Annotated in this window: 6 protein-coding genes; 4 read left to right on the top strand and 2 right to left on the bottom strand. The window is 55.2% G+C overall.

Translation table 11 applies throughout. The features are described from left to right. The first annotated feature begins 35 nt into the window (after nucleotides 1-35). A complete protein-coding gene (gene miaE, locus HPC37_RS08955) occupies nucleotides 36-791 on the top strand; it encodes a tRNA isopentenyl-2-thiomethyl-A-37 hydroxylase MiaE (protein WP_282435404.1) in 756 nt (251 codons plus the stop codon). 29 nt (nucleotides 792-820) lie between these two features. Here miaE and HPC37_RS08960 read toward each other — a convergent pair whose 3' ends face one another. Beyond that, on the bottom strand, nucleotides 821-2,428 hold the full coding sequence (locus tag HPC37_RS08960) for a DNA recombination protein RmuC (protein ID WP_208122798.1): 1,608 nt from the start codon (nucleotides 2,426-2,428) through the stop codon (nucleotides 821-823). Between the two features lie 71 nt (nucleotides 2,429-2,499). Between HPC37_RS08960 and HPC37_RS08965 the strand changes: the two genes are divergently transcribed. From HPC37_RS08965 to HPC37_RS08975, 3 genes are read left to right on the top strand one after another with little or no spacing between them, the layout of a single operon-like run. Then, nucleotides 2,500-3,090, top strand: a complete 591-nt coding sequence (locus HPC37_RS08965; protein ID WP_208122799.1) for a Maf family protein — start codon at nucleotides 2,500-2,502, stop codon at nucleotides 3,088-3,090. After that, a complete protein-coding gene (locus HPC37_RS08970; protein WP_208122803.1) occupies nucleotides 3,090-4,079 on the top strand; it encodes an aminodeoxychorismate synthase component I in 990 nt (329 codons plus the stop codon). Before HPC37_RS08965 ends, HPC37_RS08970 begins: the two co-directional genes overlap by 1 nt. Beyond that, on the top strand, nucleotides 4,072-4,632 hold the full coding sequence (locus tag HPC37_RS08975; RefSeq protein ID WP_208122800.1) for an aminotransferase class IV family protein: 561 nt from the start codon (nucleotides 4,072-4,074) through the stop codon (nucleotides 4,630-4,632). Before HPC37_RS08970 ends, HPC37_RS08975 begins: the two co-directional genes overlap by 8 nt. Here HPC37_RS08975 and HPC37_RS08980 read toward each other — a convergent pair. Then, nucleotides 4,619-6,010 carry a cryptochrome/photolyase family protein gene (locus HPC37_RS08980; RefSeq protein ID WP_208122801.1) on the bottom strand — a complete coding sequence of 464 codons (1,392 nt, stop codon included), beginning with the start codon at nucleotides 6,008-6,010 and terminating at the stop codon, nucleotides 4,619-4,621. The genes HPC37_RS08975 and HPC37_RS08980 overlap by 14 nt on opposite strands. Nucleotides 6,011-6,362: the final 352 nt, after the last annotated feature.

Consider the following 6,362-nt stretch of genomic DNA (forward strand, 5'->3'; position numbering starts at 1 on the left):
GCGGTTCGCCGCTCTTTTTTCACCGCACTTTTATTATGTATCAAACACTGTTAGACCCCATTCACCAATTTTTAGGCTGCCCGACGCCACAGGCGTGGATTGATGAGGCCAAGCGGGGCGAAAACCTCGCCACCATTTTGCAAGACCACATGATGTGCGAGCTCAAAGCCGCCCAATCGGCGATGTTGCTGTTGCGCAAATATGCCGCCAACACTGAGGCCAACGCCAATTTGCTGGCGTGGATGAAGCCTTATGAAGATTTTGCCTATCGCAAAATTGGCAATCTCAGCGCACTGAAAGGCAAAAGCCAGATCACGAAAAAAATTGAACCGCGCGACGACAACCCGTTCGCCGCCGAGCTCATCGACAAAATGGTGTTGTTGATTAAAGAAGAGCTGCACCACTTTTATCAAGTGCTGGAGATCATTGAAGCGCGCGGCATTGCGTTGGAAAACATCACCGCTGGGCGCTACGCCAAAGGGCTGATGCGTGAGGTGCGCCACTTTGAGCCAGCCACCTTGATTGACAAGCTGATTATCGGTGCCTTTATTGAAGCGCGCTCGTGCGAGCGCTTTGCCAAGCTCGCCCCGCACTTAGACGACGAGCTCAAGCAGTTTTACATCTCGCTGCTGCGCTCTGAAGCGCGCCACTATCAAGACTACCTCACCCTCGCGCAACAAATCTCACCTGACGACATCACCCCGCGCGTGGCGCATTTTGCCAAGGTGGAAGCTGACTTGATTGCCAGCCCCGATAGCGAATTTAAATTCCACTCGGGCGTGCCAAATTAAAAAGTGCGGTCAAGGCTGACCGCACTTTGTTACTCTTCCACCTCGGCTTTCACCACATCAAGCCGCTCATGCTCGACCACGTGTTGCAACGGCTCCAGTGCGGGCAGCGTTTTGGTGACTTTGGCAGAGAGCGTTTTAAAACGCTCCACCTTGCCATAAAGCCCCTGCGTGCCCACCAGCGCGGTGACGGTGTTGTTGTAATGATTACTCACCGCCGAGAGCGACGCGCCGAGTTTTTGCAGCCGCTCCGCCACCACACTGACTTGGTTATACAACTCACCAGCGCGCGCGCTGATTTCCTGCGCCTCGCTATTGCCGCGCTCAATCCGCCACAAATTGGCCACCGTGCGCAAAATCGGCATCAAGGTAGTGTGGGAAACAATAATCACATTTTTGTTATACGCCTCGTTAAACAACGTGCGGTCGGCTTTGAGCGCTTCAATGTAGGCCGGCTCCAGCGGGATAAACATCAGTACAAAATTCGGGCTGCGCAGGCCAATTAAATTGCTGTAATCTTTTTGCGACAGCGCATTGACATGCTGACGCACGGCGTGGACGTGCTCGCGCAAAAAGCGCTGCTGATCGGCTTCTGTTTCGCTGCTGACCGCACTTTCATAGGCCACCAGCGACATTTTGCTGTCGATAATCAAGTGCTTATTATCAGGCAGCTTCACGATAAAATCCGGCAAGCGGCGAGCGCCTTGCTCGTCTTTTAGGCTCGCTTGGCTATCGTAATGCTCGCCGGCCACCAAGCCCGCTAGCTGCAAGCTGCGCTCAAGTTGCATTTCGCCCCAGTTGCCGGTGGTTTTCTTCTCGCCTTTGAGTGCGGTGGTCAAATTGCTCGCCTCTTGCGACATCGCCAAGCCAATATCGAGCACTTTTTTAATCTCACTTTCCAGCGCCACCTGCCCTTTGATGGACTCGGAATGGACCTCATTAACGCGTTTTTGGAAGCTGTCGATCTGCTCACGAAACGGCTTGAGCAAGCCCTCCAGCGCACTTTGGTTGTGCTGGTCAAAGCGCTGGCTTTTTTCCTCTAAAATGCGGTTGGCGAGGTTTTGGAACTCAGCGGTGAGCTGCGCTTTGGTCTGCTCAAAATTTTGCTGCTGCTTTTCAAAATGCTGCTCGCGCTCATCAAGCGAGGTTTGCAATTTCATCAAGGTGCGCTGGGTTTGGCTTAGCTCTTGGTCGAGATTGCGCACCTGCTGCTCTTTGGCAGAAAGTTGGCTGTGGCTGCGATCAAGCTGGCTTTGCAGGCTTTGCGCCAGCGCATTAGCGGCACCAAAGCGCTCTTTAAGGGCCGTGATCTGCTCGCCAATGGCCTGATGGCGAGCTTGCTCTTCGTCAAGCTCACGGGTGATGTAATCAATTTTTTCATCGCGCTCGATTAGGCTGGTTTGCAGCCCCTCCACGCGCGTTTGCGCTTGCACCAAGCCGCTTTGCAGCTGCTGGCTGTGGCTTTGCAACTGCTCGTATTTTTGCGCCAGTTGGTTGAAATCGGCAATGGTTTTGTTCAAATCGGCGCGCAACTCTTGGCTGTCGCGCTTGCGCTTTGCATTCCAAAAAAATAAAATCAGCACCACAAGCACTAACACGATGCAAGCAAGTTGAGTGAGTTGTAATGAATCCAGTGGCATAATCCGTCCTTTTTGCCGCGATTATACCGCAAAACCGCACTTTTTGCTTATGCCAATTCACAGGAGCGCCCATGGCCACCACCCTTTATCTCGCCTCCCAAAGCCCGCGCCGCTGGGAGCTGCTCGCCCAACTGGGCTTTTCGCTCAAGCCGCTGGCCAGCGAAATTGATGAAACGCCACACGCGAACGAACCCGCGCATGATTATGTGATGCGCATGGCACGCGAGAAAAACCGCGCCGCGCGCAAAAATTTAGGCCACGAACCGCACTTTGCGATTGTTTCCGCCGACACCTGCGTGGCACTTGATGCGCAAATTTTAGGCAAGCCTGAAAATGCCCAACACGCCTTTGAGATGCTCAGCCAACTGTCCAACCGCCACCACCATGTGCTGACCGCCGTGAGTGTTTATTTCAACGGTGAAGAGCGCAGCCTTGTGCAGCAAAGTGCGGTGCGCTTTGGACCACTTAGTGAAGCGCAAATCCGCGCTTATATCGCCAGCGGCGAGCCGATGGACAAAGCCGGCGCCTGCTGCATTCAAGGCCTCGGCGGCAGTTTTGTCAGCCACATCAACGGCAGCTACACGGGCATCATGGGCTTGCCACTGTTTGAAACGCGCATGCTGCTCGCTGAGTTTGGCATCACTCCACCGGCGCTGGCATGATGAGCAAAACCGATTTCATCACCCGCGCCAACACCTTTGGGCGCACACGCCAGCCGTGTTTTTTTGCCATCGATTTTGAGCAACACCGTCCGTTCATCTGCCCGCTTGATGAGGCCGAAAAGTGCGGTTTTTATTATGCCTTTGGCCAGCACACGAATTTCAAGGGCGCGTTCAGCCCCGCGCCACTGCAACTGCGCGCCAGCCCGCCGCCGAAAGCGGATTACGCCCGCGCTTTTGCGCAAGTGGCGCAAGCGTTGCAGGCGGGCAACACCTATTTGCTCAACCTCACCATGGCCACCCCGATTGCGTGCAATCTGTCACTGGAGGCCATTTTTGCCTTAAGCCGCGCGCCGTATAAACTACTCAGCCAACACCCTGACCGCACTTTTGTGTGCTTTTCACCCGAGCCGTTTGTGCAAACCCGCGGCAATCAGATTTTCTCCTACCCGATGAAGGGCACCATCGACGCCACGCTGCCCAACGCCGAGCAGCAGCTGCTGAGCAATCAAAAAGAGTTGTGGGAGCACAACACGATAGTCGATTTGATCCGCAACGATCTAGCGATGGTGGCAGAGTGTATTGAGGTCACGCGCTTTCGCTACATCGAGCGGCTAGAAACCGAGCGCGGCGCGATTTTGCAAAGCAGTTCGGAAATCCGCGGCCAACTGGCGGATAATTGGCAAGCGAACCTTGGCGACATGCTCTGGACGCTGCTGCCAGCCGGCTCCATTAGTGGCGCGCCGAAGGAGAAAACACTCGAGATTATCCAGCAGGCCGAAGGCGTGCCTAGAGGGTTTTACACCGGCATTTTTGGGCTGTTTGATGGCGAAAATATCCAAAGTGCGGTCGCCATTCGTTTTATCGAGCAAACAGACCTTGGCCTTGTGTTCCGCAGTGGCGGCGGCATCACCGCGCAAAGCCAGCTCGACGATGAATACCACGAAGTAGCGCAAAAAGTGTATATCCCGATAAGGCCCGCCGATGTTTGAACTGTTTGAAACCCTCGCCGTGATAGACGGCGTGGTGCAAAACCCGCAATACCACCAAGCTCGCTGCCAGCAGGCGCTGAGCGCGCTGTTCAACAGCCAGCGCGCGCCCTGTGATTTCGCCGCGCTTGTCATCCCGCCTGAGTTTCAATCGGGGTTAGTGCGCGCGCGGGTGGATTACAACGCGCGCGATTTTGCCGTGCAGTTTTTCCCCTATCAGCGCCGCACTTTCACGCATTTTAAGCCCGTGGTGTGTGACGAGATTGATTATGCCTTTAAATTTGCCGACCGCACTTTGCTCAACGCGCTTTATGCCCAGCGCGGCGCGTGTGATGAAATCCTCATTATCAAGCATGGATTGGTGACCGACTGCTCCATTGGCAATCTGTGCTTTTTGCGCGATGGCGTGTGGTACACGCCGAAAACGCCGCTGCTCGCCGGCACGCAGCGGGCGAAATTGCTCGCTGAAAAACGCATTGTGCCGATTGACATCAGCGCCGATGAATGGGGCGATTTTGAGCAAATCCGCGTGATCAACGCGCTCAATCCGCTTTAAACATCGCCAGCGCGAGCTTGCGCTGCTCGCTGTGATCGACAATCGGCGCGGGGTAATCCACCGCCACGGGCGTTTTCGCCGCCCACGGCGCGTGAATGTCTTTGTTGTTAAGCGCGGCCAGTTCGGGCACATAACGGCGGATAAACTCGCCCGTAGGGTCAAATTTTTGCGATTGCGTCACGGGGTTGAAAATGCGGAAATAGGGCTGCGCGTCACACCCTGTGGAGGCCGCCCACTGCCAGCCACCGTTATTGGCTGCGAGATCAAAATCGAGCAATTTTTCTGCAAAATAAGCCTCACCCCAGCGCCAATCAATCAGCAAATCTTTGGTGAGGAAACTGGCCACAATCATGCGCAAGCGGTTGTGCATAAAACCCGTTTGGTTGAGCTGGCGCATCGCCGCATCCACAATCGGGTAGCCCGTTTGCCCGCGCGTCCAGGCCGCAAACCACTCAGGATTATTGCCCCATTTGAGCGCGCGGTATTGCGCTTTGAAACTCTCATCCACCACGTTGGGGTAGTGATAGAGCAATTGTTGATAAAACTCACGCCAAATCAGCTCTGACAGCCAGGTATCCGCGCCCTCGCTGGGGCGCTCCAAGCACAAGCGCACCAAATGGCGGATGGACAGCAGCCCAAAGCGCAAATAGGTGGAGAGATACGACACGCCTTTTTTGGCCGGGAAGTCGCGCAGCTGGTGGTAGCGCGCCAAGCGCGGCAAAAAATCCTGCAAGCGCTCGCGCGCCGCCTCCTCACCGCCTTGCAGCACGTTGTCTTGTGCCTCAAAGCCGAGCGCTTCGAGTGATGGCAGCGGGAAACGATCTTTTTGAGCGTCAAAAAACGCGGCATCATTAACGCAACTCGCCCAGTCATCCGCCAAGGCAAGCTGGTCAAACACCGCCGGCAGCTTGGCCAGCCACGCTTTTTTATACGGGGTAAACACGCTATAGGGCTTGTTTTGCTGGGTTAAAATCGCCGATTTGGGGAAGATGACTTGATCGCACACCTGCTCAAACGCCACACCATCGCGCGCCAGCGCCTCACGCACCGCCTCATCGCGCGCAATTGCCGCAGGCTCATAATCCTCCGCGCACACCACCGCGTTTGCGTTTGCAGCTTTCGCCAAGGCTGGTAGCGCAGTTTTGGGGTCGTCATGCACCACCCACAGTGGGATGTGATGCGCGGCTAAGGCCGCTTTCAGCGCCTGTAGCGATTGGTGGATGAAGGTTACGCGGCGGTCGTTTTTGGGCAGTGGTGCGAGGATGGTGGTGTCGAAGACGAACACGGCTATTAGCGGTGTGTTGTGTGTCAGTGCACTTTGCAGCGCGCGATTGTCAAATAGGCGTAGGTCTCGGCGCAGCCAGACGATGGTTGTCATATCTCCCCCTTGGTTTTGGGGTATTGTACCGAAGTGGGGTGGTTTGTTAAAGTGCGGTTTGGTGTTACGCGTTATTCTGAGCTGGCGCTCGGCGCGCGCGCTCATAACTCCGTCATCTTATTTTTCCTTTCCTTTTTCTCTCTCAACACTCCGTCACCAACATCGTGTTTCGCCGTTGGCGACTTCCTTTCTTTGCTTGTCCAAAGAAAGGAAGCAAAGAAACGACATTTTGCCCCTGTCCATAAGATATTCGCTTAGCGCCAAATTGCTACGGCTCGCTCGGGATCAAACCCTCCCTCGCCTAGCACTTTAGGCACCCGCTCAGCATCTTATTCCGGGGGCGATCGCATAA

Origin of the sequence: Spirabiliibacterium mucosae (assembly GCF_014884965.1) — a bacterium.
Lineage (GTDB): Bacteria > Pseudomonadota > Gammaproteobacteria > Enterobacterales > Pasteurellaceae > Spirabiliibacterium > Spirabiliibacterium mucosae.